Consider the following 26,956-nt stretch of genomic DNA (forward strand, 5'->3'; position numbering starts at 1 on the left):
TCGCTATCTATTGCATGTTCAGCTAGTTTTTCTGATTCATAACATTGCATATTTATTTTAGTTTTGCAACACCCTCAGTGTAGTTTGATGTGTGATTGATTGGCAGTTTGCAAGTGGCGATAAGTTGATATTGTGATAGGAGTCTATTACTGTTCTTTTAATTTTTCTTGTTGTGCGATGAGTAAATTGCGTAATATGTGTCCGCGGTAACTTTCTAGTTTTCTTCCTTCATGATAGCGCACACCTAATTTTTTTAGTTCAGCTACGTACCAGCCCTTTGTTCCGTAATACATGGGATCACTTCCTTTTTGCTTTTGAACAGTATATGTTGGGGGACGAAGTAACTTTACATTGAAAATAATAATGGTAAAAGGAATCCTACATGTGTGTACGAGAGGAATTGCAAAGTTATCGAGGTGTTTTATAACGTAACATCCAAGCCGTGTATAAAAAAGTAGACAGTTGTATATGAATTTGTTGAAAAAAGAATACACATTACTGAGGGGATTTGAAAAAAGTAATGCTATACGATTTGGCATGATACTTGCGTTGGAAATAGTATCAACGTATAGGGGAGAGATAGAAATGAAGGTTAGTAAAATATATACAACGATTGATGCGCACGTAGCTGGGGAGCCGCTTCGAATTATTACGGGCGGCGTGCCAGAAATAAAAGGGGAAACGCAGCTGGAAAGACGCGCATACTGTATGGAACATTTGGATTACCTTCGTGAAATTCTGATGTATGAACCGAGAGGGCATCACGGAATGTACGGTTGTATCATTACACCGCCAGCAAGTGCCCACGCTGATTTTGGTGTTTTATTTATGCACAATGAAGGATGGAGTACGATGTGTGGTCATGGCATTATTGCAGTCATTACAGTTGGAATTGAAACAGGCATGTTTGAAGTAAAGGGTGAAAAACAAAAGTTCATTATTGATAGCCCAGCCGGAGAAGTTATTGCGTATGCAAAATATAACGGGAGTGAAGTAGAATCTGTATCATTTGAAAATGTTCCTTCATTTGTATACAAAAAAGACGTTCCTATTAAAATAGATAACTATGAATTTCAAGTAGATATCGCGTTTGGAGGAGCATTTTACGCTGTTGTAGACTGTAAAGAATTTGGTTTGAAAGTTGATTTTAAAGACTTGCCCGCTATTCAAACGTGGGGCGGTAAAATTAAACATTATATAGAGAGCAAAATGGAAGTGAAACATCCACTTGAAGAAGGATTGAAAGGAATATACGGCGTTATCTTTTCAGATGAACCGAAAGACAAAGGTGCTACGCTACGAAATGTAACGATTTTTGCTGATGGGCAAGTAGACCGTTCTCCTTGCGGTACAGGAACTTCAGCGAGAATCGCAACTCTTTTTGAAAAAGATGCCTTACAAAAGGGAGAAATCTTCGTCCACGAATGCATTACTGATGGGAAATTCGAGGGAGAAGTATTGTCGGTAACAGCGGTAGGTACATATGAAGCTGTCGTTCCGAAAGTAACGGGGCATGCATTTATTACAGGGTTTCATCAGTTCGTTGTAGATCCGAGAGATGATTTGAACCGAGGGTTTTTGTTAGGATAAAGTGAAACTTTAATCAGTGGAGGGGTTCCCCACTGATTATTAGTTGAACCAATCGGGTTTTTACGGGCAGTTGATCTCCCGTGTAACTTCTTTGTCCAACCGAATTTTTAGATGGGAGTCTTACTGCCCGTTAATACGGGATAGAAGAAGGGGGTGGAAAGATATGCTAGTTATAAGCGCGAACGAACAAAGAAACTTAGTAAATATGAATGAAGTTATTGAATACGCGGCGCTTGCTTTAAAAGAATTTTCCGCAGAAAGAACGATTACACCAATAAGAGGCTCATTACCATTTGCGAACGAGCAAAATACGGCATTAATTATGCCTTCAGTAGCGGAAGGACTTGAGGCACTTGGAGTAAAAATAGTAACGGTAGTCCCGCAAAATAAACAGATAGGAAAGAAAACGATCAATGGGATTGTGATGCTATCAGACTTTCAAACGGGAGAACCGCTCGCACTTCTAGAAGGATCGTACTTAACGATGATCCGAACGGGCGCCTTATCAGGAGTAGCGACAAAATATTTAGCTCGTCATAACGCAAAAACTTTATGCATTATCGGCACGGGCGAACAAGCGAAAGGAATTGCCGAAGCAATATTTGCAGTTAGAGATATCGAAAAAGTCATCTTATACAATCGAACAGAAGAAAAAGCGTATGCATTTGCGCAACATATACAAGAGAAATTTGGTAAACCTGCTTACGTTTACAGGGATCCAAATGAAGCAATACGTGAAGCAGACATTATCGTCACAACTACGAACGCAACCACACCAGTCTTCTCAGAAACACTACAAAAAGGCGTCCACGTAAACGCCGTCGGTTCATTCAGACCGAGTATGCAAGAACTACCCTCACATGCCATAGCTAAAGCAAACAAAGTAGTAGTCGAATCAAAAGAAGCAGCACTAGACGAAACAGGAGACCTTCAAGTTCCGATAAAAGAAGGTCTATTCAAAGCAAACGCCATTCACGCTGAACTTGGTCAAATTATAAGCGGAGAAAAAGCTGGACGCGAAAATGATGAAGAGATTACTATTTTCAAATCAGTTGGTTTGGCGGTAGTAGATATTATCGTTGCGAAGTATTTGTATGAGAAAGCGGTGGAGCAAGGGATGGGGAATAAGATTGAGTTTTGAGACTGCCTTTTGGTGGTCTTTTTTGTTGATGTGGAATGATTCAACTAAGGAATAGTGTTTCAAATTAGCGATTAAAAAAATTAATGAAGGGCTAATTAACTGAATGTTCGATGTTATATATGCTTCGTTTTAATGTAATAATCTTCCTGGGAAAACTCCAAGTCTATGAGAAAAAGTTAATGCTAATATATTTTCCTAATTTAAGAATAATCTTCATTATAGTGAAATGTTCTTGTTAAATGAAGGTTGCTTTCTCGTATCTGTTAGGTAATGAGGCAAAATCTTCTTCTCATAAACTAAAGGAAAAACATTGAGAGGGGGAGGAATATGAAGGGGGTAATTAGAAGCATTAATATTAAGGGAATCGTACCAATTTATGTAGAAAGTGTTTCTGAAACAGTAAAGAGTAGGATGATAAATTGTATAAAAAATGGAGAAGGGGTGTCTATTCTTCCTAAAGTAGAGCAATTTCCCGATGGAAATAAGTATTATTTAATATCAGGATATATAGCGTATGAGGCTTATAAGAGTGCGGGGAAAAGTTATATTGATTGTCTTGTTAGCACACTTTCTAATGAAACTGAGCAAACAGTTTTATTATTACAAAGCATGTTTCAAGTAGCCGGAGTGAATTGGATGGATAAATCTATTTTGATTTTTCAATTATTAGAAAAGGGATTAGATATAGATAAGATTGCAAGACGAGTAGGGATGAAAAAACAAGATTTAGAGAGATATTTGATTCATTCAGAAATTCCACCTGAAATAGCAAATAAAGCTTATGATTTACAATGTATACCACTTGTGGATAAAGTAAGGCGTTTAGGTGTTACGTATAGCTTAAAGTATCGTCTTTATGAAAAAGCGGTGTTAAATAAAAGGGGCTCAGAAAGGTTAACTCATGATAAGTTAGAGAAAATAAAATGGTTGTTAAATGCCACTAGATTTGATGAACTTTACGATATAGAGCTACAGTGGGAGCATATGCTAGAAATGATGAACTATAAGGAGTTATTAATAAATCAGTTTCAGTCGAAAATTGAAAGGCAATTATCCCAGTGGGGTAATACTTCGGATGATGATTTTCCAAGGGTACCAAATTAGATAAAGGCATATTTTTAAAGGGGGCAGACTCCTCCCCCTTTGAATTATTCTATATGTAATTATAGGTGCAGTTCAAATTTTTCTCCGCTTTATTTACCATTCACGCCATTCTTCTGTTATATCTTCCTCGGATTCTAAGCCAGCTATTCGTGCTGCTGTATCGATAAATTCATAGAGATCTTCTCTTTCCATTGTTTCGATAAAATGGTCATGTTCGATATTTAATTCATTTAATTTAATAACTACCTCTTTAACAACTTGCATTACTTCGACTTCGGTTGGATTCTCTCCTAATCGCTGTAAATTGTTAATGTAAGTGTCAAGAACTGTATTTGTTGCACTTATATTTTCTTCAGTAAAAAATTCCCCATCTTCATCATACTCAACCCATGAGGTTGTTGGTTTATTTTTTTTAATTCATCAAATGTCATGATAACCTCCTAAATGTGTTTTTTGTCTTTAATTTCATTCTACATTTTAGATCATATAAAACAATCATTTTAGAGGGATTTTCTGTAAGTTGATAGTTTTTTAACCCATTTTATGAGGCTACTTATTCGTGGTCTATTTATTTTCTCCTCCGCATAAATATAGTTAATCGCAAGAATGCATTAATAGATTACAAACTTTCTACCTTTGCGAAAAAGTTTGACAATACATACCGGTAGTGGTAATTTAAAACCTATAAGAAAACTCGGTATTAATTCCGAGTTTTCTTATAGGTGTAAATAGTCGAGAGGGGTCGAAATATGAAGAAGAAGTTGTTTGTATTACCATTTGTCCTACTATTATTTATTGCATTAGCTGCTTGTTCAGGGGAAAAAGATTCGAAGCAAGCAGGAACTAGTAAATCAGGGACTCCGAAAGACGGAGGGGCGTTAACGATTGGTGTTAGCGATAATCCAGATACGATGAATCCGCTTTATGCGAATGATCGTGTGTCATTAACTGTGCAGCAAGCTTTATATGCGCCGCTATATCATATGGAAGACGGTAAGAAAAAGTTTGTTCTTGCTGAGAGCTTTACGCCTTCAGAAGATCAATTAACTTGGACACTGAAGTTAAAGGATAATTTGAAATGGCATGACGGTAAGAAGATTACATCAGATGATATTGCATTTACATTCCAATCTATTTTAGATGAGAAGCAAAATAGCTCAAGCCGTGAAAACTTTATTTTTAAAGGAAAGCCGCTTGAGGTGAAAAAGGTAGATGAGTTAACAACTCAATTCGTTTTACCGCAAGTAAGCGCATCTTTCGAAGGTGTGATGAATGATTTCTTCCCAATTCCGAAACATGTATTTGAAGGGGAAGCAGATTTAGCGAAGAGTAAGAAAAACTTACAGCCTGTAGGATCAGGGCCGTTTAAGTTTAAAGAGTATAAATCAGATGAGTATGTTGCATTAGATCGATTTGATGATTATGTAGGTGGGAAAGCTAAGTTAGACTCTATCGTATACCGCGTTGTAAAAGACCGTAATACAGCAAATGTTTCACTGCAAAATGGTCAAATCAACATGAAGATGATTGAGCCGCAAGACTTTAAGAAATTAGATAGCACTGGGAACTTCTCAATGGTGACATTCCCTGAAGGTAGATTATTCTACTTATCTTATAACATGAATACTGATCTTATGAAGAAAAAAGAAGTGCGCCAAGCAATTGCGCATGCGTTAGATAAGAAAGAAATGATTAACTCAGCATTCGTTTCAGGTGAATTTGCAGAACCAGCAAATTCAATCTTAACGCCAGACGCTATGTATTATGCGAAAGATATTAAAGACTATAAGTATGATAAAAAAGAAGCGAAAGATTTATTAGCAAAAGCTGGCGTGAAAGATAAGGAAAAAGTACGTGTGATGTATGTAACGAATAATAAAATTATGGAAAGCTTAGCGTTATATACACAACAAAAATTAAAAGAAGTTGGCTTAGAAGTTGAACTAAATGCATTAGATGCTAGTGCGGCAAGTGAAAAAGGCTTAGATAAAGAGAATAAAGAATATGACATTACATTTGGTGGTTACATAATGGGACCTGAGCCAGATTCATATAAGAGCTTATTCTTAAGCAATGCTGAATACAATTATGCACGATATAAAAACGCTGATTTCGATAAGTTATGGGAAGAGGCTGCAGTTGAGACAGATAAAACAAAACGCGCAGAGCTATACCATAAAATTCAAGAGACAGCTAGAGAAGACGTACCTTATCTACCAATCGCGTATCCGAAAGCAGTTATTGCAGTAGATAAAAAGTTTGATGGATTAAAAGAAGCGAAAGCAATTCCTGTCACAATGTTTGAAGATCTATCTAAGATTTATGAAGTGAAATAAGAAACAATAAAGAAGCTGGTGGAAATCAGCTTCTTTAGCTTGAGGGGGGAAGTTTGTGTATAAAGTAATTGCGAAGAGGCTTTTAAATGCAATTCCGCTTTTATTTGTTATTTCTATTATTTCTTTTCTATTAATAAAGCTAGCGCCGGGGGATCCGGTTCGAAACTTTGTAACGCCAAACATGAGTCCAATTGATGTGGAGCGTATTCGCAAAAGTTTAGGACTAGATCAACCAATTTACGTGCAGTATTTTTTATGGTTAAAAAACATTTTAACAGGAAACTTTGGTTACTCACTTCAAAATCATCGTCCTGTTTTGGAACTTATCACAGAAAGATTACCTGCAACAATTGGGTTAATGGGATCATCTTTACTCGTCTCATTCGTAATCGCAATACCGCTTGGACTATTTACAGGTGTGAAAAAGAATTCATTCTTTGACCGCATTGTAAACTTTATTTCATACGTTGGTATTTCTATGCCGGTTTTCTGGTTTGCACTACTATTAGTCTACTTATTCTCTTTAAAATTGAACCTACTTCCGAGTATGGGTATGCGCACCGTTGGTAAAGATTCTGTCTGGGATATTGTGCAACACGGCATTTTACCTTGTATGGTGCTAGCGTTCCAAAACGTATCTGTTTATATGAGATATATTCGTTCAAGTACGATTCAGCAATTAGAAGAAGAATATGTACAAATTCAATATGCGTACGGCGCTTCAAAGAAAACAGTGTTATTTAATCACGTACTTCGAAATGTACTAATACCGATCATTACAATTTTCGGATTATCGATTCCAAGTTTAGTAGGCGGAGCGTTTATTACAGAAACAGTATTTTCATGGCCGGGTCTTGGTTCACTGGGGGTAAATGCTATTTTTAGATTTGATTATCCGATTATCATGGCAATTACATTACTATCATCATTCATGTTAATTCTCGGTAACTTAATTGCTGATATTTTATATGGCGTAGTAGATCCGCGCATTCGAATGAGGGGGTGATTTGGAATGAATAATAGGAGATTTCAAACGATAAAACATAGCTTTACGAAAAATAAGTTTGTTGCAATGGGAGTTATTATACTTGCGGTTTTAACGGTCGCATCAATTTTCGCATTCGTATCGCCGTACGATCCTAGCAAAATGTCGATTCCAGATCGCTTACAAGAACCAAGTATGAGTCATCCTTTCGGAACGGATGATTACGGAAGGGATTACTTAACGAGAGCGTTATATGGCGGACGAGTTTCACTTGCGGTCGGTTTCCTTGCGATGGTTGTTTCTATTACAATCGGTACTGCAGTTGGAACAATTAGCGGATATTTTGGCGGAAAGTTAGACAACTTTTTAATGCGAGTTGTTGAAGTACTGATGTCAATTCCATCATTCTTTTTAATGCTACTATTAAATGCGTATTTAAAACCAGGAATTACGACGTTAGTTCTTATTATCGGATTACTAACATGGATGGACACCGCGCGCATTGTAAGGGCAGAAACGTTATCTGTAAAAGAGCGTGAGTACGTTTTATACGCAAAAGTATCAGGACAAAAATCACTTATGATTATTGTAAGACATATCATTCCTAACATTTTATCAACCATTATTATCGCCGCGACATTAACGATTGCGACATCGATTTTAATGGAATCATCACTTAGTTTCTTAGGTTTAGGTATTAGAGAACCAGATTCTTCTTGGGGCAGCATGCTAAACAATGCGCAAGGATATATTGGTGAAGCTTGGTATTTAACGCTCTTCCCAGGATTCCTTATCCTTTTAACGGTACTTAGTTTTAACGTAATTGGTGAAGCATTGAAGAAAGCTTTCGCACCAAAAGGAGCCGGACATGAAAACTAAAGTGTTAAGTGAAAGGAGTGAGAAGCGTGTCTGAAAAACTACTAGAAGTGAAAAATTTAAAGACTTCTTTTTTCATAGAAAGTGGCGAAGTTGAAGCGGTTCGCGGCGTTACATTTCGCTTAAATAAAGGAGAAGTAGTCGGTATCGTTGGGGAATCTGGAAGCGGGAAGAGTGTAATGGCGAAGTCTGTTATGTCTCTCGTTATGTCACCAGGAAAAGTGAAAGAAGGGGAAATCCTTTTTCATAATGAAAACATACTTTCTAAATCTGAAAAAGAATTACGTTCTATTAGAGGAAATCAAATTTCACTTATCTCTCAAGACCCAATGTCAGCGCTGAATCCGGTCGTGAAAATTGGGAAACAAATGATGGAAGTAATTATACGTCATCAAAAAGTGAAAAAGAAAGAAGCAGAGCAAATCGCGATTAACTTGTTAAAACAAGTCGGCCTTTCGTCACCAGAAGAAAGGGTAAAACAATATCCGCATGAACTAAGCGGTGGTATGAAGCAGCGGGTTATGATCGCAATGGCGATGTCTTGTAACCCAGACCTTCTTATTGCTGACGAACCGACGACTGCACTTGATGTAACGATACAAGCACAAATACTAGATTTAATGAAAAACTTAAAGAACGAAACGAATATGGCGTTACTTCTTATTACGCATGACTTAGGAATTGTCGCGCAAAACTGTACGCGCGTCATCGTTATGTACGGCGGGCTTATTATGGAAGAAGGATCTGTACTTGATATTTTCCAATCGCCGAATCATCCATATACGAAAGGGCTATTAAACTCTCTGCCAAAAATAGCGAACGGCGTAAAAGAAAGACTCGCTCCTATTCAAGGTGTAACACCAAACTTATTAAACCCGCCACAAGGTTGCCCATTCGCAGAGCGTTGCCCGTATGCGATGGATATTTGTGAAAAAGAACGTCCACCATATTTTGAAATCGGAAACGAAAGACGTTCTATGTGTTGGTTAAATGATAGGGCGGTAGGTGATTTCCATGCATGAAGAAAACTTAATTGAAGTTCGGAACTTAAAAAAGTATTTTCCTATTAAAAAAGGACTATTCGGCAGAAAAACAGAGCAATTAAAAGCAGTCGATGACTTAAGCTTCACTATTAAAAAGGGTGAAACATTCGGGTTAGTAGGAGAATCTGGCTGCGGAAAATCAACGACAGGAAGAAGTATCATTCGCTTACACGATGTCACTTCAGGTAACGTTTTGTTTGACGGAAAAGATATCGCAAGTTTAAAGGAAAGTGAACTAAAAGAATATCGAAAAAGAATGCAAATCATTTTCCAAGATCCATACGCATCATTAAACCCGGCAATGAATGTATTCCAAATTATTAGCGAACCGATGAACATTCACGGTTCCTACGAAAAAGAAGAACAAAAAGAAATCATTTTAGACCTTCTGAAAAAGGTAGGATTAAAAGAAGAACACTTATATCGCTACCCGCACGAATTTAGCGGAGGCCAGCGCCAGCGCATTAGCATCGCGCGCGCACTATCTGTAAAACCAGACTTTATATTATGTGACGAACCAATCTCAGCACTCGATGTCTCAGTCCAAGCACAAGTCGTAAACATGCTGCAAGACATCCAAGAAGAAACAGGCGTCACATACTTATTCATCGCGCATGACCTATCGATGGTAAGGCACATATCAGACCGAATCGGAGTCATGTACTTAGGAAACATAGTAGAAATTGCCGATAGTGAAGACCTATACACAAAACCGGCACATCCATACACACAAGCACTACTCTCATCTATGCCAGAACCAGACCCAACAAACACAGGCAAAGAACGGATCATCCTAGAGGGAGAAGTACCAAGCCCACTAAACTCACCATCAGGCTGCAAATTCAGAACGCGCTGCAAATTCGCCACTGAAAAATGCGCGCAGGAAGTACCGAAGATGGTGGAGATTGCGAAGGGGCATCAGGTGGCTTGTCATTTGTTTTAGAGGGAGAGCACTAGGGGGACCTGGTGCTTTTTGTTTTACATGGGCATTAAGCTAACAAAGGGAATTATTAGATACGAAATGCTTCTTGTTCAAAAATAAAAATTTTTGATTAGCAGTGCTCCAAAATTAGGTGGAGAAAACACTATGGAATTATGCGGTAATCAAAGGGGACAGGTTCTACAAAATTAAATGTTTTAGAATTTAAGTCATTTTTTATAGTAAATAAACTCAATATGTAGTACGTATTATTTTGTAAGATGAAACAAACATTAGTTATACATGCATAATTTATAATAACCCTCATATTGGTAAGGTTAAATTTAGACTTAAGTATGACAAATAAGCAAAGCGCGCAGAGCTAAGATTATATATATTTATCGAAGTCAGAAATGGATACATTAGGGTGTTTTTATACTAATATTTAGGCCCCATCATCATGAATTGATTCGCGAAGCTATCCATTGCTCTTCTATATCTATCTAAATCATCTCCTATCTTTCTAAATTCATCAATTCTATAGACAAGTTCTTTCTCTACTTCACTTAACCTTCTTTCAATTTCTTTAGCGGTATTTCCTTTCCAGCTATGTCCCAATAGTGTTTTTATGGCATTGACATTTTTTCTGTGATTTTCTAATTCTAAAATACACGATTCTAAATCATTTTTGGCACCTACTACATCGGCAGCATGTGCTATAACATCATAATTTTTCATGAAGATCACCCGTTTTTCAGTTTTGTTTATCAACAGTTTCAAATTCAACCGCTCTTTGTTCTATGAAATCAGCCTCAGAACGAATACGTTCCATATACCCTCTTTGAAATCCATAAATGCCGTATGTAAGTGTATTAATTAAATTACCATCAACACTGGCTGGTGATTGTTGTAATACATTAATAATTTTATTGCTTGCTTGTACGATCTTTTGGTTAATATCATCAATTTCTCTTCTTAAATCTGAAGTAATTTGTTTAACTTCTTCGACTGTTAAATGAATTGTAACCCCATCAGCGCGCGGGGACCCCTGAATTTTCTCTCCTGTCTCCCCATCGTACATATTCGGTATATTTAAATAACCGTATTTATCGTGACTAAGGTTATCCATGGAATGAAAGCTTGGTCCCATAAAACCCATGAAAAAACGAACAGTATTATAACCATTTGTTAAAAAAGGTAAAAATGGAATATAACTACTTGCATCATGAATCCTATTATCATTTTTTATATCTGGTTTATCTGTATAAAATAAATGACCTATACGACCTCTATTTTTATTATCATTTCCTCTAAAACCAGTAAATACAGTATCATTGGGGTTTCCGATAGTTGTAATTTGATCTTTATAATCCCCCCTTAAGGCTTTTTCCTTTTTATCTTTAGGTAATGAATCAATAACATTTGGAGCTTCGTAACTAACAACTGCTACATCATTCATAACCCCAGCGTATTCACCTAAACCACCACCTAGAGAATGGCCGGTTAATGTAAGCTGGTATCCGTCTAACCCATTTTTAGGGTCTTTCATATATTTCTTTACTTCTTTTGTTAAATCATCAGCATTAGTAAATTGACTTTCTGCAACTATTTTTTGCTTTCTTTCTTTCGCCATAGCGAAATTAAATTGTTCAGTTAAAGGAAGTGATGAAGTGTCAAAGCTATTCATTTTTTCCAAACTATCTTGATTTTTTCTAAAACGATTACCCATAACATCAAATACATCTGCATCATAAAAATCAGGTGCTTCCCAAGAGCCGCGAAAAGCAATCACAACTTGTTTTGTTTCTTCATTCTTGTAAACAGTGGCATCAAAGCTATTATTTGAGTTATGAAGAACAGCACCATTTATTTCTACAGGTTTCCAAATCTCTTTTTGTTTACCAAATTCTACAACTTCTGTAAGAACATCACCATAACTACTAGTAGCCAAATGGGAAAGGCTTTTATCTGAAACTGAACTTCCCATATTTCCATCTCCTCAAAAAAGATTTATAGTTATATTATAAATCTTCTTAGGGAGGAAATATATTGAATAAGAGAAAAAAGGTGAATATTGCCATTTTTACAATTTTATTATTAATAATAGGCTACATATCTTATACAATGTACAACAAAAATATTACTCAAGATAAAGCTTCAAAAGTAGCAATAAACTATATGAAGGATAAAGAAAATATAGATCTTGTAGTTACTAAAGTTGAGATTTTACATGGAGTACGTGATGGTTTTATTGATGTAGAAGGTTATTCTAAAAATGATAAGAAAAAGGCAATTCGCGTTACGATAAACAAAACGCAAAACTATTTAGTCTCCGGTTGGGGATTTAAGGATCAAAGGTAAACGATTAGCTTACTCAAATAGTAAATTCAAATGAGAAAAAGGCACCTTAAGGTGCCTTTTTTAACTAGATTTATTATTAACTAATGTATCCCCACCACCAAGCTCCGCCTCGATCTTCGAAGTCTTCGATGACTCATCCATACGCCAATACGTAATAAAGCTTATCGCGATACAGCCAGCTACGTAGAAGTAGAATAGTGATTCCATTCCGATACTCTTTAGCAATAATGCGATGAACTCAGCTGTTCCGCTTTTACAATTGCGTTAATGGATGTGTAGCCAATAAAAATGATGAGAACGAATATCATGAGTGAAAATGCTACCATGGGTTCTATATCCATCATTTTTGAAACTTGGTGGATATGGAGGGATCTGGTACTTTTTTGGTTTTGTAGGTGAACGTGATGTGGGATTGGTTGTTAGTTTAGGAGATAACGCGCTCGAAATTTGTCGGTAAATCGATATGTTGTGTCGAAACGTTGATATATTCGGAGTTACGATCGATATAATCGAATAATCGTTGATATATTTTTTTAAAGAGTGGGATTGGTTGTAGATTAATGTAGAAATTTAATGTTTTCGAAAAAAAGAATTGACTTCTATATTAGTTGTAACTAAAATAGTTACATAAAGATGTAATCAATTTAGTTACAACTAATATCTGCTAAAAATATGATTTATATATTTAATTAAGGATGGTGGTCCATACGTTGCCACCCGGTGTAGAAAGTTACTAACACATTCAAATCAATGCATATTCTAAGCTTTAGTATTTTCTGTTACGGGGCAATAAGGTGCAACGTTATCTTTTGTTAAAAACCTTGGTGGATCTTTCTTTGGAAATATTAGTTTTGGGGAAATATAGTAAGGTATCTAAAAAAGAACAAGGTATAAAAAGATGTACTTATATAAACCAAAAATTTAGTTGAGCTGGATAATAAAAAAAAGGTAGGAGATTTAAATGGAGACGAAACAAGATAACCTTATTTACGTATGGGATGCATATTGTGGATGGTGCTATGGTTTTTCAGAAAGTATTAAAGGATTTTACAAAAACCACACTGAAGTGCCATTAACGGTTTTATGTGGAGGGTTATTTTTAGATAATTTACCAATGAAAAACTTCTCATATATAGAAGAAGGAAATAAAAGAATTAATCAACTTACAGGTGCTGAATTTGGTCCTTCATATCAAAAATTGGTGGAGGAAGGGACTTTTAAAATGAATTCGAAAGATGCTGCAATTGGTTTTTCAGCTTTACGCTCATTAGCGCCAGACCGTTTATTAGAATTCACTTCGGCTATGCAAAAAGCGTTTTATTATGAGGGCCAAAGTCTGAGTGATCCTGAAACATATCGCAAAATAGCAATCGAGCATGGTTTGGACCCTGAACAAGTATTAGAACGTTTAAACGCTCAAGAAACAATAATAGATGTCCAAAATGATTTCAATAAAGTTCGACAGCTTGGTGTTAATAGCTATCCTTCCTTACTTTTACAAAAGGATAATCAAATTATTCCTATTGGTGGTGGCGTAATGACGCCGGATAAAATTGAAGCGCGTTTTAAAAATTTATATTAAGAAAATTTAGGATATAGTAGCAAACATGTTATCTTAGGAAACCTGACATTCATCTCCGGAATATTCGCCAGTACTATTACACTTTCAGATGAATGGGAGTGGGAGATTTTATCGGAACAAGATAAAAATATGATAATTAGTTAATAACTTTAACAAAAGGAGAATAACATACTATGTTTAAAACAATCGATACAAATCAAAAAGATGTGAAATTAACGGTGTTTAGTTCGGACGAAAAAAGCTTTATGGTCACAGCAACATTAGTTGAGAAAGCAGGACATGCATTTTTAATAAACTCAAAATTTACTCAATCTGATTCGAAAGAAATTGTAGAGTATTTGAAAAAAAACAACTTATCTCTAGATAAAATCTTTATTATTCATGGGGATCCAGACTACTACTTTGGATTAGAGAGCATTAAAGCCGTTTACCCAGAAGCTATAGCGTATGCTACGGAGTCTACTGTTGAACATATCGTTCATTCTGTCTTAGGGAAATTAAAAGTTTGGAAAGACGCCCTTGGAGAAAATGCGCCAAGTAACGTGGTATTACCTCAAGTGTTTAAAGAAAAAGCGATTGATTTTCAGGGGTTAACATTTGAACTAGTAGGCTTAGATCATTACAGAACTAGCTTATTTAATAAAGAGCTGAAAGTATTAATTGGTGGTATTGATGTATTTAACGAAATACATGTATTCTTAGCGGATACTAGCTCAAAAGCGGCGATGGAGGCGTGGATTGAGAACTTGAAAGTGTTACAAGCATTACATGCTGACATAATTGTACCAAGCCATGGATCAATCGAAAAATCCCTAAATAATCAAGCACTTACTGCGACAATGGATTATCTAAGAACTGCGGTTCAAGCTTCTGAGGAAAGTGGAACTTCAAAAGATTTTGTGGCAAAACTTGAAGCAGCATATCCAGACTATGCAAATAAAGGTGTATTAGAATTAAGTGCAAAAGTTGTAACAAAAGAAATGCCTTGGGGTTAATGATATGAATAAATATCAAAAACTATTACATGAAACGTATGTGTTAACTGGCGAAGGGAAATTGGATGCGTTCAAAACGTATTTAAGTGAAAATGTATCTTGGACAGAAGCTGCTGGGTTTCCATATGCAGGTACTTATATAGGTCCAGATGAAGTAGTGAAAAACGTACATGAACGTCTTGGCACGGAATGGAATGACTATAGCGCTAAAGATGAAATTTATACTTTTAATAACAATACTGTTATTGTGTATGGAAAATATAGTGGAACATATAAAGCTACAGGGAAGTCATTTGTAGCAGATTTTTGTCATCTTTATAAGTTTGATGAGAACGATAAGGTTAAGAAGTTTATTCAAATTGTGGACAGTGCAACTGTTAATGAGGTATTAAGTTAGAGTTAATCGTTTCTAATATGCCTTGTATAGGGGGAGGATAAATGAAATTCCTAACATTACCCCTGACATTACATTTTGGGGAAGGTTTCTCCTTCTTCAAACTTTTTATAGAAGAAAACTTATTTAAGTAGAAGAGGTAGGTATATATGAAATTAGAGAAAAGTTTAATCATAACAATTATTTCTGTATTTATTTTAGGAGTAGTTTCGACTCTGGTATATCAAGCTTCCACCGGTAATAACAAAGGGAACGCAATAAAGAGCGAGAATGTTGCTTCTGTATCAAAAGAAGTGAAAGAAAATGAAAAGAATAAAAAGATGGTAGTTGATTTCTATAATGAAGTTTTTAACAAACATAATATCGATATTATCCCTAAATATGTTAGCGAAGATTATAAGCAACATAATCCTTTTGTTGCTGATGGACGAAAAGCCTTCATGGATTTCTTTAAGGAGGATTTTGTTAAAAATCCTAATTCCTCTGCAGAGATTAAACGTGTAGTAGCTGAAGGGGATACAGTTGCTCTTCATGTACACTCTCGTACAAATTCTCAAGATAAGGGAGTTGCTATAGTGGATATATTTCGTATCAAGGATGGAAAGATTGTCGAACACTGGGATGTAATTCAAGAGATTCCAAGTGAAGCAGCTAATGATAATACGATGTTTTAGATAGAAGATATATCTAATAATTGTTTAATTGATAGTGCTGTATAGAATTTAGAAATTTAGATAAGTAAAGGAGATGTCCTAGTACCATGCCTGGGACATCTCCTTTTTGTTTTAACGAGATTTAATTTATTGTTACTTGTATTTTTTTATGTACTACTAGTCGATTACACATCATTTCAGGCGGTTTTCTTTTATCCTGCATTAATGGGCAGTAAGATCCCCACCTCTTTTAATTCTTCAATTAATAAAAAGTTTGCTTTCAAATTAGAAAGGGTTAGTCCCTCGCACCCAAAAACAAAGGGGAACTTAATTATTCAAATTCATATAAAGTTTCAATCTTGTCTAAGCATCCATTAGGATATACAATTGATCATCTATTTTTCTTTACATAATCTCCAGATGCAGTCCATATCAACTATAGATTCTTGTCTTATGCTAAATGTAATCAAAAAGCAAGTAGATAAAGATAATGACTAAAACATTACTCTAGATACTTTTTTGATGAATATTACAAATAAACAGGAGGTAATGAAAAATGATTAAAACATTATTAGCAGGAGCACTTTTAAGTACAGGATTGGTAGCGGGAGGTGCAGATGATGCGAAAATGGACAATTTAAAGTCAAATGAAGGTAGTTCAAATCAAGTAATTACACAGAGTGTAGATGGAACAACGTCTTTCTCACAAAACTTTGATTTACCTAAAGATGCAGTGCCAGCAACTCCTAAAGGAAACGCAAAAACAGTTGAAAGAACAGAGGGTACAGGTTCTCAAGAAGGAAAAATGGTACCAACAAAAGAAGGTACAGATTCTCAACCAGGATTTGAAATGGGATCCCCTGAGAAACCAGAATATGCAAAAACAGTTGAAAGAACAGAAGGTACAGATTCTCAAGAAGGAAAAATGGTACCAGCAAAAGAAGGAAATTAAATAATATATAGTTATAACGAGGAGCATCCAAAAAGTGGTGCTCTTTTTATACTATAGGAATTAACTAGTTCTACTGAATATAGAACTGTAGGAGGAATTGAGACTAGAACATGGGGGCCTATCTCTTCAAATCATGGTGTTTAGGGCAATAGTTTTGGTGGTGACGTTATAATACAAACATTTTATTAGAGATTTTCTAAATTTACATACACTCTAGATAGACTACATATCAACTTCAGATACTTGTTTTATGATACAAGTAATCAAACAAAAGGAGGGCGATACAAAATGGTTAAAACAGTATTAACAGGGCACTCTTTTATGTACAGGAGATTATTAGCAGGTGGAACAAATGTTGAAGATATACAGACAGATAAGCATATTCCATATGAACAAGATGAATTGCAGCAAACTCTAGAAAAGTACGATTCGAAGAAGTTTGAGTTATAAAAAGAAAATAGATAAATGAACAAGAGAAAAGTATTTTTATTTTCATTTGGATATAGGACTTGAATCAAATTTTTATACTAAAATACATACGGCAAAAAGGAGGGAGTACATTGCAGAAAATTATTTATGGAATATTAATTTTAATATATACTTTGTATTCATTTTTTGTAAGTGATGGAAGTGAAGTAAGGTTTATTATGCTGTTAGCTATAGTGCTTATCTTTTCTGTGGTTTTAGAAAAAGGAAATGCAAACCAAACGACTGATTAAGGGGCGTTTGGTTTGCATTTTTTATTGGCTATTACAGTCCAGATGTTTTAGGGGGAGCACCAAATTTCATTTTTGGGGACACTATTAAATTTTTAGTTGATGAAAATACGGTGCAACTCCTACTAGAGAAAACACCGCCTAAAATAGAAAACTTTTAACCTATTATCCTCTATTCCGTAGCTTTTAAGGTATTTAACACGACTTTGGTTGCATCTGCAATAAGTTTATCATCATATTTAGCATCTTCTTTATCATGATTAGAAAGTATAGCAAGAACAATCGGCTTTTTATTTGGTGACCAAATAATTGCGATATCATTTCTTGTTCCGTAAGATCCCGCGCCTGTTTTATCAGCTACTTCCCATCCTTTTGGTACGCCAGCACGAATCAATTTATCTCCAGTTGTATTTCTCTTCATCCAATCTACTAATAGTTCACGTTTTTCTATTGGAAGTGCAGTTCCTAATGTAAATGATTGAAGTGTCTTAGCTATCGCTTCTGGTGTACTGGTATCATGTGTTTCTCCTGGATGCACTTCATTTAATTCAGGTTCAAATCGTTCTGAAGTAGTAACAGTATCTCCTACTTCTCTCAAGATTTTTTCAAATTCAGAGGGACCTCCTAATTGTTTAAGAATCAAATTATGTGCTGTGCTGTCACTATATCGAACAGAAGCATCTGCAAGTTCTTTTAACGTCATTCCTGTATCAACATGCTTTTCAGTAATCGGATTGTAATTAGAAAGATCTTCATGTGTATACGTAATCCTTTGATCAAGAGCTTCTAATGAGTTCTTGCGTAAAAGAGCGCCCACAGCTAATGATTTAGATGTAGATGCAAATGCAAAACGATCATCTGAATGATAAGCAACAGTTTGATTCGTACCTGTGTCCAGTGCATAAATACCAAGCTTAGCATCATATTCTTTTTCAAGTTTAGCAAAAGATTGATTACCTGTATTTTCTTGTTTAATTTGATTAGCTTGATTCGTTTGTTTAGGTGGTTCAGATTGAGCATTACTATTGGAACAGCCTATAAGTGATACACATGAAAGTAATACTACAGGTACAATCTTTTTGTAATGTAAAATGTTATAGAACTTGTTTAAAACGAACATAAATTTTCAACCTTTTTCAAGAATATATGGATTTTGTCTAGGTATTCTAAATACCGATGTAATTAAAGATGACATAAGGTAACAATACTACTGCAGCTGAAATTTCACAGGTTAAATGACATCCAAAACGTTTATCCCGTATTAACGGGCAGTAAGACCCCCGCTGATTAAATTTTCACTTTATATGATTGATAAGTCACAGTTTGCGTTATTTCTTTTTTGTTTCCACTTGTAATGGTTCACCTGTGAAAGTATTACAATACATGTTTTTTACTTTTGGGAATAATAAGTCCTTTCATTTTTTTGTAATACATAAAAATAGATGTCGAACGGGATATGTTGTATCCAATCTGGACAACTCATATTAGAAATACACTTATTAGACACTCTAAGTAATAAATTTGTTCCACTTTAAGATGAGGAAGAATTTGGGGTTTGTAAAATAACAATGGAACTACGTGTTTTTTCGTCATACAAAAACCTCTACATATAAGTAGAGGTTTTTAAATTGCATATTAATGAATTATGCTTTTTCAGATAAACGAAGATAATAGAATACATAATTTTAACTAGATTTATTGTTAACTAATTTATCCCCACCAAGCTCCGCCTCAATCTGCGAAGTCTTCGATGACTCATCCATACGCCAATACGTAATAAAGCTTATAGCGATACATCCAGCTACGTAGAAGTAGAATAATGATTCCATTCCGATACTTTTTAGCCATAATGCGATGAACTCAGCTGTTCCGCCGAATATCGCAACTGTTAGTGCATATGGTAAACCTACGCCAAGTGCGCGAATTTCAGTTGGGAAGAGTTCTGCTTTTACAATTGCGTTAATGGAAGTGTAACCAGTAACGATAATGAGACCGACCATCATGAGTAAAAATGCTACGATTGGTTCTGTCGTTTTTTCCATAAAGAAGAATATTGGTGCTGTTAGTAACGTTCCGAGAATACCGAATGCCATTAATAGTGGGCGGCGTCCGATTTTATCGGATAGTAGCCCTGCAATTGGTTGAAGTACGACGAAAATAAGTAGTGCGACAAAGTTAATCCAGCTTACAACTTCTTTCGGAAGACCGACTGTGTTTACCATGAACTTTTGTAAATATGTTGTGTACGTATAAAATGCAACAGTGCCTCCTAATGTTAGGCCGACTACTGTTAATACTGCTTTCGGGTGTTTCATAAGTGCACGAACAGTTCCTGCGCTTTCGCGTTTTTGTGATTTTATGTTTGAGAACTGCTCCGATTCATCCATCGTACGGCGAAGCCATAATACAGCTACTGCGCCCATCGCCCCAATAATGAACGGAATACGCCATCCCCAAGCTTTCATATCTGGTTCGCTTAGTAATTGCTGAAGAACAATTTGAACACCTAACGCAACCATCTGTCCAGCAACGAGCGTTACATATTGGAAACTTGAATAAAAACCACGGCGTCCACTGCTAGCCATTTCAGATAAATACGTTGCGGAAGTTCCGTACTCTCCGCCGAGTGACAACCCTTGAAGTAAACGAGCAAGAACTAAAATAATAGGGGCCATAATACCGATACTTTCGTAACTCGGTGTACAGGCAATAATTAAAGAACCACCGGCCATAACTGTAATGGAAAGTGTTAATGCTGCCCGGCGTCCGTGCCGATCCGCATAGCGTCCCATTAATAAACTTCCGATAGGGCGCATTAAAAATCCAACTGCGAAAATAGCTGCTGTGTTCAGTAACTGACTCGTTGGATCTCCTTTAGGAAAGAACTCTGCTGAAAAATAAACAGCGAAAGCAGAGTAAACGTACCAGTCGTACCATTCAATTAAATTGCCGACAGAACCTTTGAAAATATTGCCGGCGACTCGGTTTGATTTTACTTGAGCCATACTAATTCCTCCTCTTGCTTATAAATAAAATAATAATTATGAAAGCGCGTTCATTGTAGTTGAATTGTACTGTTCTTTAAATAAAATCTCAATATTATGACAATTTTATTCTTTTTGTACTTTATGAACATGGATATTTTTAATAGTTGCTTCATTTTCAGTTTTGTCATAATAATAGAAAAAGGAGATTGATAGTTTTGAATATTTTATCAAAGGGTATGGGGTATGAAAAAATCACGCAAAGTGTCATTACAAACGAAAATAGTAAGCTTAATTATCGCGTTAATTTTATTTGTCGTTCTCCTATTAGCGGGAATATTTGTTTACATTCAGTCCGTTGATACGAAGCGCCAAGTAGAACAGTTAGCACTGCAAACGGCTAAATCTCTTTCTTTTATGCCAGCGATAAAAGAGGCTTTTCAATATAACGAGCATAAAAGTACCATTCAATCCATTGCGGAACAAGTTCGTGAGCAAGCTGGTGCGGATTATGTAATTGTGGAAGATCGCTATGGAGTTATGTATTCCCATTCTAATTCTGAGTTGATTGGTACAAAGAGTAACAACCCGTATAACTATGAAGCACTCACTTTTGGTGGTTATTATACGCTCGAAGGAAATGGTACAAGCGGTCCAGCTTTAATGGCGAAAGCACCTATTATTGTTCATAACGGAGATTACGATCAAGTAGTAGGCGTTGTGACAGTAGAGTTTTTAATAAAAGGCATTGAATCTAACATATTGAGTAGAACGAAAGAAATTATCCTCTTCTCCTTAGCGGTATTAATAGCCGGCATTGTTGGTGGAATCCTTTTAGCGCGTAGCATCAGGAAAGATACACTCGGTTTAGAGCCGAATGAAATCGCAGCGTTATACCGGGAACGAAGTGCGATACTACTATCTATAAAAGAAGGAATTATAGCTATTGATCAAAACGGTTTTATTACGATGATGAACACGTCGGCAGAAGAAATGCTTCATGTAAATGATGATTATATACAGCAGCACATTTCAAAGGTTTTACCGGAATTTCATATGGAGAGAGTGCTAGAAACCGATCAAGAAATCGCGTTTCAAGATAAAGTGTTTATTTTAAACATGACACCAATACTCGAAAATAATAGTACGGTAGGCGTTGTATGTAGTTTTAGAGATAAAACAGAACTGCAAAATCTAGTGAACACAATATCTGAGGTAAGAAAGTATTCAGAGGACTTACGCGCCCAAACACATGAGTTCACAAATAAACTTTTTGTCTTATCAGGATTACTTCAGTTAGGACATTATAGGGAAGCGATTGAATTTATTCAACAAGAATCTAACATTCATCAAAGTCAAAACCATATTTTATTCCATCAAATTCATGATGCGAAAGTACAAGCTATTTTATTAGGAAAACTCGGAACAGCGTCTGAAAAGAAAATCGATTTTCATATTGAAGGAGATAGCGCGCTTCATCCGTTACCAGACCATATAAAGGTTTCGCATCTTATTACGATCCTTGGAAACATAATCGATAATGCGTTTGATGCGGTGAGTGAACGAGAGGAAAAGAGTGTTTCCTTCTTTGTTACGGATATTGGCAACGATATTGTGTTTGAAGTGATAGATAGCGGGATAGGAATACCGGCAGAAAAAATAACAACCATTTTTCAAAAGGGATTTTCAACGAAAGGAACTGATCGTGGTTACGGACTAGCAAACGTGAAAGAAATGGTAGATCTACTAGAGGGAACAATTGAAATTCAAAACGAGGAAAATGGGGGAGCTATTTTTACAATTTACCTTCCGAAAACATTGAAAGAAAGTACATGACAAACAGGGGGATGGACATATGTTGAAGGTTGCAATTGCAGAAGATGATTTCCGCGTCGCGCAAATTCAAGAGGAGTTTTTATTAAAAATAAAGGATGTAAAAGTAATCGGAAAAGCATTGAACGCGAAAGAAACGATGGAACTACTACAAAAGGAAGAAATCGATTTACTTCTATTAGATAATTACTTACCAGATGGAATTGGAACTGACTTATTACCACAAATTCATGCTGACTTTCCAAGCGTTGACGTCATTATGGTAACGGCGGCGAATGAAAACCACATGTTAGAAAAAGCAATTCGAAACGGCGTAAGCAACTACCTTATAAAACCGGTCACGTTAGAAAAATTCGTTCGCACCATTGAAGACTATAAAAGAAAGAAGCAACTATTACATAGTAACAATGAAGTGAATCAAGCACTCATCGATAACTTCTTCGGCACTTCGCAAACAGAAGACATAAAAAACTTACCGACAGGTGTGGATCCGTTAACACTGCAAAAAGTGAAAGGAATTATAAAAGGATTCGAAGAGGGTATTACAATAGAAGAAATGGGAGAACAAATGGGGGCCTCCAGAACAACCGCAAGAAGATATTTAGAATACTTAGTAGCGACAAACGAATGCACAGTAGAGTACACATACGGCATTATCGGACGACCAGAACGAAAATATCGCATAGGACGAGGACTATGAAAAAACAATTATTACTATGTATATGGATCATGACAGGAGTAATAGCTGGTTGTTCCTCAGAAAAATCTCAAACGAATACAGTAAACATAGAAGAAGTAGAAATCGTTGCGCCGAACGTTCAAGGAGCCGGCTGGGACTTAACAGCGCGGGCAATGCAAAAAACGCTCACAGAAGAAAAAATCTTCACAAAACCAATCACTGTCACAAACAAAGTAGGTGGCAGCGGTGATGTCGGATGGAAATATACGAAGCAAAAAGGCGGTCACGTACTGGCGATCAACTCAAGCTTACTCATAACGAACAACCTACTAGGCCACAGTAAACTAACATATAAAGACTTCACACCGCTCGCAACACTCGCATCGGACTGGGAAGTCGTTGTTGTATCAAAAGACAGCACCATAGATAACGCAAACGAACTAATGGAACAACTAAAACAAAACAAGAAAAACTTTAAACTCGGCGTTGCCCCTGGTCTAGGAAACGACGACCACCTATCCTTCGTACAAGTAAGCAAAGCATTCGGCATAAACCCAGCCGAACTACAATTCTTCGTCTACGAAAACAAAGAAAAAATTATAAACGCCTTAACGAACAAACAAATCAGCGCCGCAACCATGACCCTATCCGAAGCCGAAAAACAATACAAAGCCGGCAAAATAAAAATACTAGCCGTATCCGCACCAAAGCGCCTAGATCGACTACCAGAAATCCCAACATGGAAAGAACAAGGAATCGACGTCATCTTCCAGCACTGGAAAGGAATTATGGGCCCAAAAGATATGACGGAGGAAGAGGTTGCTTATTGGGATGGTGTTATTAAGAAGATGGTAGAGAGTGATAGTTGGAAGGAGATTTTGAGGGAGCGGGGTTGGGAGGGTTTTTATAAGGATAGTGGGGAGAGCATAATATTTCTTGAGAGGAGTAGTCAGGAGTATGGAGAGTTAGTGGAGGATAATAGGAATTATTAAATTCTATGACCTAATTGTTGAGAATCAAATACTTATTGAAATAAAAAGATTCAAAATTATAGAGTATTATTACCTAAATATAAGAGAATGAAAATAAACAAGGAGTGCTAGCATTCCTTGTTTATTTTGTTCTTGGTTAAACAGAAAAATCTGCATAATATGTTCCATCTTGCAGAAGAGAAAGGTGAATATCATCCCTACCATATTGTAAGAGGTCTCTTCTTGTAACTAACTCATCGAAAGAAAGGCCTAATCGTTCTCTAATATAAACCCCTAAAAGGTTTTTATTTGGAAAAGAACATAAGTTTTTTGGGTAGGGTCTGCCGTTAACCGGCTGTGATCCTTCAAGAGTAGCATCCATTAATACCCCATCATCCCAAATTAACTCAATCGAATCATTTTGTCTATTCGATCTGCCAAGACCTAAATTTCTAATAGGATGTACTTGTTTTGGTGGGAATAGTTGTGGGTGCGCTCGAACATGGCTCGTACGAATAGGAATATATCCATCCCCTGGATTGTTGTGACCTCTAAGGCTATGTCCCCAGTTTAGTCCACTACTACGTGGAACCTCTCCTGTAGATGGATCATACAAAACCATACTACAAATATTTCTAATATTTGTGGGAGGAGCAGTAAGTGTAGCAGAAGTACATTCCACAGTATTAGTTAGAATTTGATTCAAATATGTATCTAAATCAGAAAAGGTATCAACAGTGGTTTCTGCTAAATTTTCTCTAAGCGGAATATTTAAACCCCTTGCACTAAAGTTGGCTGAACCTATTAAAGCATATACAATATTACCGTTATTTCTCCATTGCAATTAGTAAAAAATGTGACTGATTTTACAATAGAATTATTTATTGTTTCTGAAGGTGGGAAAATCTCAGCTCTAGATTGGGAGTCGGTAGATAGCGTCGGGACACCTTTTCCAGCGGAAATTGTATGTGTATCTTTTCAAAATCAAAATTCAGTTGGGATATTTGGGAAACCTAGAACTCAAAAAAGCGATAATAATGTCTCATATGCTGTACGTATCGAGAAAAAAGATAAACCTATAGAATGTTTAGGTAGTTTGATATTTACTTGTATGGACCCTCATGTACAAGTCGAGATGTTGATGAAGTTGGAAGGGGGTAGGAAAAATGTCCAATAAGATTAGCATGAATCGACTTTATAATGAGGATATGGAAGATCTATTAAATGTCTCGAAAGATTTGCATTTTTTTTATAAAGACGAGGAGGGTTCGAGGCAAATTCTTAAACAAACTGAAGACCACGATTACAAAACACTATTGAGTAACGAAGATGATAGTTGGGATTATGGGGAAAAGGGTTTTGGCATATTTGGTAATGTAATACTAGGAGATCCATCCGTTTTGTTTGGTCCTACGCAATTAGTTAATGTTGATGCAGAGTTAGGTCTTGCATTACAATGGGTGTCAAAACAATCTTCCAAACGTGATGTAATTCCTCTTGCAGTTATTAAAAGTACAACTCCAAACGATGTAACTATACCTATTGAGCATTATTTTCCAAAGGATAGATTATTTGGTGAAGTGCATATTTCGCTTGTTATTTATTTAAAAAAAGCTAGTTGCAATAATAAAAGAGGACAAGCACAATTAACAGGTACAATTTTAGGTGAATTAGTGAGGAATGTTGTTATTCTAGATGGGTCTGGTTCCACATTCCCGATTGTGATTGTAAACGAACCAGATAAACCTTTATGGTATGTAGACTTTAATTATTCGGATCCTTTAGTAGAGCCATTTGATAAAGAATACATTGCAATTTATTTAAATAAAGCAAATATTGCTTTTACATCGATTCAGAATCCAAAAACAAAATTGGATAGAGTATTATATGTAGAATTTTTGGCAGGAGCTCTCCAGTTGATTTTACAAAATTTGATGGAATGTCCGGATTGGAAAGATATTCAAGATGGAAGAGGATGTGAAGAAGGTTCTATCGGAGAGGTCATGCATTATTTTAAAACAACATTAAATTGGGATTTTGATACGCCGGAAAAACTAGCAATGTCGCTACGTAAAGATTTAGAAATGCGGGTAAGAAAAGGTGAAATCTAGTGTGGGAAAATATAGTTTATACAAAAGCACAAGCGAAATTTAAATTTCAACAAATTGAGGCTGAACCAGAAAATTGTTTGCCAAGAAAGGTAATAGCGCCTTTTGATTGGTTACGTGAAAACATTATCTTTGAAAAGAAAATGTTTTTAATAGATCAAAAGAAAAAAATTAGATCATATGCATTTGATTTACATATTGGGTTGATATTGTACAGGATCTTAAAAGAAGAATATGGTTTTAATGAGAGGTTAGCAGCACAAGATGAAATTTGGCGTTATTTGTCGTTGGAGGTATTTCCAGATTTAGTATATGAACGGTTTGGTATAAATGATCATCGTTTTTACAAAGGAACGCGCCGAATTTGGTTAAAAAGCATTTGGTGGTATGTCCAGCTTTCTTGGCAAGGAACTGAGGAGGACACATTTGATATATTAAAAAGTAATTCGGCAGATGAAGTCCTTCAATTACTTGACCGTTCAGGTAATGGTGGTTATCGTATAGATTTAACACGTGAAATGATGCGCCAGTATAAAGTGTATGATAACGGCAAGGTAGCACAGTTATTTCGCCGAGTATTGAAATTAAACACAGCACGTCTGAATATGATTGAGCCTAGTTTAGTAGATGGAGGCATAGAAGCATATGTAACAGATTTTGAGGGTGTTGCAAAACTCATAAATATCCAAAAATGAATGCATAAAGAAACCCGTTTTCCTGGAAGAATGATAGTA

At 36.0% G+C, this 26,956-nt stretch carries 27 protein-coding genes and 3 pseudogenes; 21 read left to right on the plus strand and 9 right to left on the minus strand.

Annotated elements, in window-relative coordinates; genetic code table 11:
- Window positions 1-146: 146 nt before the first annotated feature.
- Window positions 147-377 carry a YflJ family protein gene (locus tag ACQRBL_RS04575; RefSeq protein WP_100910561.1) on the minus strand — a complete coding sequence of 77 codons (231 nt, stop codon included), beginning with the start codon at window positions 375-377 and terminating at the stop codon, window positions 147-149.
- A gap of 208 nt (window positions 378-585) precedes the next feature.
- Here ACQRBL_RS04575 and ACQRBL_RS04580 point away from each other — a divergent pair, with 208 nt between their 5' ends.
- From ACQRBL_RS04580 to ACQRBL_RS04590, 3 genes are all read left to right on the plus strand, one after another.
- The gene (locus tag ACQRBL_RS04580; RefSeq protein ID WP_065482346.1) at window positions 586-1,590 is read left to right on the plus strand and encodes a proline racemase family protein; all 1,005 of its coding nucleotides are present in this window, start codon (window positions 586-588) and stop codon (window positions 1,588-1,590) included.
- 163 nt (window positions 1,591-1,753) lie between these two features.
- Window positions 1,754-2,731: an ornithine cyclodeaminase family protein gene (locus ACQRBL_RS04585; RefSeq protein ID WP_065482349.1), complete on the plus strand. Its 978-nt coding sequence runs from the start codon at window positions 1,754-1,756 to the stop codon at window positions 2,729-2,731.
- A gap of 327 nt (window positions 2,732-3,058) precedes the next feature.
- Complete coding sequence (locus tag ACQRBL_RS04590) at window positions 3,059-3,835, plus strand: hypothetical protein (protein ID WP_065482352.1); 777 nt, start codon at window positions 3,059-3,061, stop codon at window positions 3,833-3,835.
- A 93-nt stretch (window positions 3,836-3,928) separates the two neighbouring features.
- On the opposite strand, the pseudogene ACQRBL_RS04595 reads toward ACQRBL_RS04590, so the two are convergent.
- Window positions 3,929-4,266 (minus strand): annotated as a pseudogene (locus ACQRBL_RS04595) (hypothetical protein).
- 318 nt (window positions 4,267-4,584) lie between these two features.
- Between ACQRBL_RS04595 and ACQRBL_RS04600 the strand changes: the two are divergent.
- The 5 genes from ACQRBL_RS04600 to ACQRBL_RS04620 are packed head-to-tail and all read left to right on the plus strand — an operon-like array spanning window position 4,585 to window position 10,018.
- On the plus strand, window positions 4,585-6,171 hold the full coding sequence (locus ACQRBL_RS04600) for an ABC transporter substrate-binding protein (protein ID WP_046392390.1): 1,587 nt from the start codon (window positions 4,585-4,587) through the stop codon (window positions 6,169-6,171).
- Between the two features lie 55 nt (window positions 6,172-6,226).
- Window positions 6,227-7,177: an ABC transporter permease gene (locus ACQRBL_RS04605; RefSeq protein WP_000278778.1), complete on the plus strand. Its 951-nt coding sequence runs from the start codon at window positions 6,227-6,229 to the stop codon at window positions 7,175-7,177.
- A gap of 6 nt (window positions 7,178-7,183) precedes the next feature.
- Window positions 7,184-8,035 (plus strand): ABC transporter permease, encoded by an 852-nt coding sequence (locus ACQRBL_RS04610; protein WP_001065285.1) that lies wholly within the window; start codon window positions 7,184-7,186, stop codon window positions 8,033-8,035.
- A gap of 26 nt (window positions 8,036-8,061) precedes the next feature.
- The gene (locus tag ACQRBL_RS04615) at window positions 8,062-9,054 is read left to right on the plus strand and encodes an ABC transporter ATP-binding protein (RefSeq protein ID WP_065482354.1); all 993 of its coding nucleotides are present in this window, start codon (window positions 8,062-8,064) and stop codon (window positions 9,052-9,054) included.
- Window positions 9,047-10,018, plus strand: coding sequence for an ABC transporter ATP-binding protein (locus ACQRBL_RS04620; protein ID WP_000544136.1), 972 nt, complete (start codon window positions 9,047-9,049; stop codon window positions 10,016-10,018). Before ACQRBL_RS04615 ends, ACQRBL_RS04620 begins: the two co-directional genes overlap by 8 nt.
- A 414-nt stretch (window positions 10,019-10,432) precedes the next feature.
- On the opposite strand, the gene ACQRBL_RS04625 is transcribed toward ACQRBL_RS04620, so the two are convergent.
- Together ACQRBL_RS04625 and ACQRBL_RS04630 are read right to left on the minus strand one after the other, a co-directional pair.
- Entirely contained in the window at window positions 10,433-10,732 is a 300-nt protein-coding gene (locus tag ACQRBL_RS04625) for a hypothetical protein (protein ID WP_002093893.1), read from the minus strand.
- Window positions 10,733-10,748: 16 nt separating this feature from the next.
- On the minus strand, window positions 10,749-11,786 hold the full coding sequence (locus tag ACQRBL_RS04630; protein ID WP_411996584.1) for a hypothetical protein: 1,038 nt from the start codon (window positions 11,784-11,786) through the stop codon (window positions 10,749-10,751).
- A 257-nt stretch (window positions 11,787-12,043) separates the two neighbouring features.
- Here ACQRBL_RS04630 and ACQRBL_RS04635 point away from each other — a divergent pair, with 257 nt between their 5' ends.
- Window positions 12,044-12,355, plus strand: a complete 312-nt coding sequence (locus ACQRBL_RS04635; RefSeq protein ID WP_001042355.1) for a hypothetical protein — start codon at window positions 12,044-12,046, stop codon at window positions 12,353-12,355.
- A gap of 60 nt (window positions 12,356-12,415) precedes the next feature.
- Here ACQRBL_RS04635 and ACQRBL_RS04640 read toward each other — a convergent pair.
- A pseudogene (locus tag ACQRBL_RS04640) lies at window positions 12,416-12,687 on the minus strand (alpha-ketoglutarate transporter); the annotation flags it as partial.
- Window positions 12,688-13,316: 629 nt separating this feature from the next.
- Here ACQRBL_RS04640 and ACQRBL_RS04645 point away from each other — a divergent pair.
- From ACQRBL_RS04645 to ACQRBL_RS04675, 7 genes are all read left to right on the plus strand, one after another.
- A complete protein-coding gene (locus tag ACQRBL_RS04645; RefSeq protein ID WP_000448622.1) occupies window positions 13,317-13,937 on the plus strand; it encodes a DsbA family protein in 621 nt (206 codons plus the stop codon).
- A gap of 173 nt (window positions 13,938-14,110) precedes the next feature.
- On the plus strand, window positions 14,111-14,932 hold the full coding sequence (locus ACQRBL_RS04650; RefSeq protein ID WP_000477272.1) for a hypothetical protein: 822 nt from the start codon (window positions 14,111-14,113) through the stop codon (window positions 14,930-14,932).
- Window positions 14,933-14,936: 4 nt separating this feature from the next.
- The gene (locus ACQRBL_RS04655) at window positions 14,937-15,329 is read left to right on the plus strand and encodes a nuclear transport factor 2 family protein (protein WP_001046374.1); all 393 of its coding nucleotides are present in this window, start codon (window positions 14,937-14,939) and stop codon (window positions 15,327-15,329) included.
- A gap of 146 nt (window positions 15,330-15,475) precedes the next feature.
- Window positions 15,476-16,000 (plus strand): nuclear transport factor 2 family protein, encoded by a 525-nt coding sequence (locus ACQRBL_RS04660; protein WP_065482361.1) that lies wholly within the window; start codon window positions 15,476-15,478, stop codon window positions 15,998-16,000.
- A gap of 535 nt (window positions 16,001-16,535) precedes the next feature.
- Window positions 16,536-16,931 carry a hypothetical protein gene (locus tag ACQRBL_RS04665; protein ID WP_023521283.1) on the plus strand — a complete coding sequence of 132 codons (396 nt, stop codon included), beginning with the start codon at window positions 16,536-16,538 and terminating at the stop codon, window positions 16,929-16,931.
- Between the two features lie 288 nt (window positions 16,932-17,219).
- Window positions 17,220-17,381, plus strand: a complete 162-nt coding sequence (locus ACQRBL_RS04670) for a hypothetical protein (RefSeq protein WP_023521284.1) — start codon at window positions 17,220-17,222, stop codon at window positions 17,379-17,381.
- 110 nt (window positions 17,382-17,491) lie between these two features.
- Window positions 17,492-17,650, plus strand: a complete 159-nt coding sequence (locus ACQRBL_RS04675) for a hypothetical protein (protein ID WP_411996577.1) — start codon at window positions 17,492-17,494, stop codon at window positions 17,648-17,650.
- Window positions 17,651-17,819: 169 nt separating this feature from the next.
- Here ACQRBL_RS04675 and blaIII read toward each other — a convergent pair whose 3' ends face one another.
- The gene (gene blaIII / locus ACQRBL_RS04680; RefSeq protein WP_411996578.1) at window positions 17,820-18,767 is read right to left on the minus strand and encodes a class A beta-lactamase BlaIII; all 948 of its coding nucleotides are present in this window, start codon (window positions 18,765-18,767) and stop codon (window positions 17,820-17,822) included.
- A 565-nt stretch (window positions 18,768-19,332) separates the two neighbouring features.
- The gene (locus ACQRBL_RS04685) at window positions 19,333-20,652 is read right to left on the minus strand and encodes an MFS transporter (RefSeq protein ID WP_016513670.1); all 1,320 of its coding nucleotides are present in this window, start codon (window positions 20,650-20,652) and stop codon (window positions 19,333-19,335) included.
- Between the two features lie 225 nt (window positions 20,653-20,877).
- Here ACQRBL_RS04685 and ACQRBL_RS04690 point away from each other — a divergent pair, with 225 nt between their 5' ends.
- The 3 genes from ACQRBL_RS04690 to ACQRBL_RS04700 are packed head-to-tail and all read left to right on the plus strand — an operon-like array spanning window position 20,878 to window position 24,135.
- Window positions 20,878-22,467, plus strand: a complete 1,590-nt coding sequence (locus tag ACQRBL_RS04690; protein ID WP_411996579.1) for an ATP-binding protein — start codon at window positions 20,878-20,880, stop codon at window positions 22,465-22,467.
- A 19-nt stretch (window positions 22,468-22,486) separates the two neighbouring features.
- Window positions 22,487-23,164, plus strand: a complete 678-nt coding sequence (locus tag ACQRBL_RS04695; protein ID WP_098818799.1) for a response regulator — start codon at window positions 22,487-22,489, stop codon at window positions 23,162-23,164.
- Complete coding sequence (locus tag ACQRBL_RS04700) at window positions 23,161-24,135, plus strand: tripartite tricarboxylate transporter substrate binding protein (RefSeq protein WP_411996581.1); 975 nt, start codon at window positions 23,161-23,163, stop codon at window positions 24,133-24,135. The genes ACQRBL_RS04695 and ACQRBL_RS04700 overlap by 4 nt, the downstream gene beginning before the upstream one ends.
- A gap of 136 nt (window positions 24,136-24,271) precedes the next feature.
- On the opposite strand, the gene ACQRBL_RS04705 is transcribed toward ACQRBL_RS04700, so the two are convergent.
- Entirely contained in the window at window positions 24,272-24,736 is a 465-nt protein-coding gene (locus ACQRBL_RS04705; protein WP_411996585.1) for a hypothetical protein, read from the minus strand.
- Between the two features lie 48 nt (window positions 24,737-24,784).
- Window positions 24,785-24,958 (minus strand): annotated as a pseudogene (locus ACQRBL_RS04710) (restriction endonuclease PLD domain-containing protein); the annotation flags it as partial.
- A 322-nt stretch (window positions 24,959-25,280) separates the two neighbouring features.
- Between ACQRBL_RS04710 and ACQRBL_RS04715 the strand changes: the two are divergent.
- Together ACQRBL_RS04715 and ACQRBL_RS04720 are read left to right on the plus strand one after the other, a co-directional pair.
- On the plus strand, window positions 25,281-26,225 hold the full coding sequence (locus ACQRBL_RS04715) for a hypothetical protein (protein WP_411996582.1): 945 nt from the start codon (window positions 25,281-25,283) through the stop codon (window positions 26,223-26,225).
- The gene (locus ACQRBL_RS04720) at window positions 26,225-26,917 is read left to right on the plus strand and encodes a hypothetical protein (RefSeq protein WP_411996583.1); all 693 of its coding nucleotides are present in this window, start codon (window positions 26,225-26,227) and stop codon (window positions 26,915-26,917) included. The genes ACQRBL_RS04715 and ACQRBL_RS04720 overlap by 1 nt, the downstream gene beginning before the upstream one ends.
- Window positions 26,918-26,956 lie beyond the last annotated feature (39 nt).

It is taken from the genome of Bacillus sp. AF62 (assembly GCF_050312695.1).
In the GTDB taxonomy this organism is placed as follows: Bacteria; Bacillota; Bacilli; order Bacillales; family Bacillaceae_G; genus Bacillus_A; species Bacillus_A cereus.